3 protein-coding genes are annotated in these 3,288 nt (G+C 48.9%); 1 reads left to right on the top strand and 2 read right to left on the bottom strand.

Annotated elements, in window-relative coordinates:
- Positions 1 to 268: 268 nt before the first annotated feature.
- Positions 269 to 652, bottom strand: a complete 384-nt coding sequence (locus C8N31_RS20075) for a response regulator (protein ID WP_025050044.1) — start codon at positions 650 to 652, stop codon at positions 269 to 271.
- A 1-nt stretch (position 653) separates the two neighbouring features.
- The gene (locus C8N31_RS20080) at positions 654 to 2,498 is read right to left on the bottom strand and encodes a sensor histidine kinase (RefSeq protein WP_081785751.1); all 1,845 of its coding nucleotides are present in this window, start codon (positions 2,496 to 2,498) and stop codon (positions 654 to 656) included.
- Between the two features lie 414 nt (positions 2,499 to 2,912).
- On the opposite strand from C8N31_RS20080, the gene C8N31_RS20085 reads away from it, so the two are divergent.
- Positions 2,913 to 3,143, top strand: a complete 231-nt coding sequence (locus tag C8N31_RS20085; RefSeq protein ID WP_025050046.1) for a hypothetical protein — start codon at positions 2,913 to 2,915, stop codon at positions 3,141 to 3,143.
- The last annotated feature ends 145 nt before the right edge of the window (positions 3,144 to 3,288 follow it).

A 3,288-nucleotide genomic window follows, 5' to 3' on the forward strand; every position in this document is an offset into this window, starting at 1 on the left:
CTCTCTCTGGCTAGGTGTCCTAGGCGAGGTATCCCTAGCAGGGCTCCCTAAGATCAGTGGGGGCCAATTAGGTATAAGTAATGGTAGTAGAGGACCTAGGGGGGGGGGCCTTGCGGGGGAGAAGCCCTAGAAGGGGGATGAGGTCAACAAGGGTCCCTAACGGGTGTTACGGGTGTGGGAGATTCATTGTTAGGGGAATCACCCACCCAAAGTCCGAATTATTTTGGCCGTGAACCAAGTAAAAAGTCATCCAAATCTCAGGAAGCCTTTAGATCCATCTATCAATACAGCATTGTAAATCTGACTTGCTGAATGGTTTGACGAGAACTTCATTTATTCCGACTGCCATATATCCTTCAGCATCAGCAGGTTCTGCATTTGCCGTCGTTGCGATGATTGGTATACTGGACTTCACACCCGACATCCCTCTTATTTCTTTAGCAACTTGAACTCCGTCCATCTGCGGCATCGAAATGTCTGTTAAAATCAGATCGTAGCTGCCTGCAATTAGAAGATTGAGGCACTCCACACCATTTTCGGCTGTGTCAATAGTATACCCCAGCGCTTCCAGCATAAGCGTAACAATCAGTAGATTTATGGGGTTGTCTTCAGCTATGAGGAGTTTCTTATTCGTGTTCTGCTGATGCTGCATATCAAACCCCGACCGAGGGAATTGGGATTACCAGCTGGAAACACGATCCTTCTTTTAGCTCGCTAGACACAATTATTTCCCCCCCCATGAGTGCGGCGAGACGTGATGAAATCGCGAGGCCAAGACCGGAACCTCCATTGGTGCGCGTAAACTCAGAATCTACTTGACTGAACTCGGCGAAGATTTTCTCATGAAAGTCCTTTGCTATGCCGATTCCACTATCTGTGACAGAAAAGACGAACTGATCTGTTCCATTTTCACCACTACGAAACTCGGAACCAATATGGATTTTCCCTTCATCGGTGAACTTAACTGCGTTTCCAACAAGATTGAGCAATATTTGACTGATTAATTGTGGATCGCCCAACTGCATCTGGTCAGAGACTGTCGTGTCTATTGATAGACCTTTTTGAGAAGCGATCGGGTGAAATAGATCCACTGCGCTTTGAGCCAATTCAGAGGGGTCGAAATTTACTATTGTGCAACTCTCTGCGTTTGTTTCCAATCTAACGAAGTGCAACACGTCATCAACAAGAGATGCCATATTCTTTGCGGCCTTTTGGCCAACAGTTAATAAATGACGTTGGCCGTCATTCAACTCCCCGTCTTCGATTAACTCCAAAATACCCATGAGACCATGCATTGGCGTTCGGACCTCGTGAGACATGACCGCAAGAAAACGAGATTTTGCTCGTTCACCCTCAAGTGCAGCATCCAAGGCGCTGGTGAGCTGGTTTCGATCTGTTTGGAGGTCAGATATTAACTGATTAAAGCTCGCCCCCAAAATCTCAGCCTCGGAGACCCTTATCGCTGTGTCTTCCATTTTGACCCTTGCTGAGTAGTCACCACTCGAGATTTTTGCTGCGGTATCTACAACGTTAAGGACGGGTGTAGATATCAACCGAGACGCCCACCAACTTAGCCCAATAATAATAATAACCTCGACCAAGACAATCGTTAGTGCTGTGCTTTGTGATGACTTCGCTCGCGCCACCAATTCGCCAATAGGCTGCGGCACCATCACTCCCCATCCTGTACGAGCAACAAAGGTGAAGCCCGAAATCATGTCTGCTTGCATTGGTGGCGAGTAGAATTGCGCAACGCCTGTTTCGCCCGCCATCATTTGTTGGACGACTGAGAGCATACTGGCATCCTTAGAGTTTGCCTGCCATTCTGCGTTTGGGTGAGCAATCACTAGGCCATTCTGGTCAACGATCATCGAATGCCCGAGATCCCCAAATTTGATCGAACTCTGCAGATCGATCAAATACCTCAGTTGTAGTGCTGAAATGACGAGCTTTCCGTCATCTAGGATGCGCGTCAAAAAGATGTGGGGTGCACCATTGGAAAGCAGGATACCCGAGAAGACTGTTTGATTGGGACTAGCAAAGGCTTGTGCTCGAAGATTTGCCAATTGTGCGGTAGATGGCAGCTCTGAACTTACCACGCTTGCCGCGCTGACTTCGCTCACGATGTCATTGCGAATGTCTAAAATTGTTACGAATCTAAGGTCAAATTCATCAAGAGTTTCGCTTAGATCAATGCCTTCCGGCTCTTGCATATTTTTTGCTGCCAATTCGAAGACCGTGGCCACGTCAATGGCATAGCGTTCCATTGCTGCCGCAAGGTTTTTGGCAATAATGAGGTGGTTCTCATCCACATAGTCCACCTCTTTTTGAATCGCGTGGCGTTCCATCCATATGTAGAGACCCAGCACCGCTGGAACAGACGCCAGTATCAGACCCGCAAATACCATCCAGCGGATGCTGATTTGCAATTTTGGCCTTTTCCCCCAAAAAGTCATTGCCCCAAGCACTGCATGGACCGATTTTAAGTTGCTTGGCATAGAATATCCCCTTCGAAAGCAGTCATTCGCTGAACGCACGATGAAGATTGGTCAAGGCACGACGGCACAGGAATGCGTCTGATGAAGTTGTGGTAGGAGGGTTAACGACAAAAGTAAGGTGGGTAGACGGATAGCAAGCCTATACTTAAGGATAGGGCATGCGGCTACCGACAGTTTGGTTTGGTACCATAAATTTGCATCACACAACTTCTATCGAAACACGAAAACCCACACACCCGTTGCACCCGTAACACCCGCTAGATTGACTGGCACCAAAGGGTCTAACGGTTGCTACGGGTGTGCTGAATTCTGATTGATACACCAACCTCGGGGTGCGATTCTTGAAGCTAAACCTCCATAAAACCGTTCTTTTCCAAGCATCTATATAAAGAAACCATCAATGGAGATTTATAGATGTTTACCACCTTCACGCTGCTTTTGGCAGCTGGGGTCTGCTTCCGGCTGGCCCTGTCTTACGCGCTGAAGCGGCGCTATGACCTCGCCCTTGTCGTGCCTCAGGGCATCGCAGTCCTGCTGATCGTGCTGGCTGTGATCCCCTCGTGGGCCTTGCCAGTGACGCTGCCTGTGCCACTCGGATTTGTCCTCGGGGCTGTCCTGCCTGACCTGATCTTCCGGAGGGGCTGAGCATGGATGACCCCTTTAACCTTAGAGAAGACGACGTTGTTGTCATTCGTGCCTTCGATGACTGGCCTGAGCACCTGTTCCAGGTCTGGGAGGTCTATGACGACAGCATCACAGGCTACTCGATCACTGGACCCCTTGAGGGTGT

The sequence above is a fragment of the Sulfitobacter mediterraneus genome (genome assembly GCF_003054325.1).
GTDB lineage: Bacteria > Pseudomonadota > Alphaproteobacteria > Rhodobacterales > Rhodobacteraceae > Sulfitobacter > Sulfitobacter mediterraneus.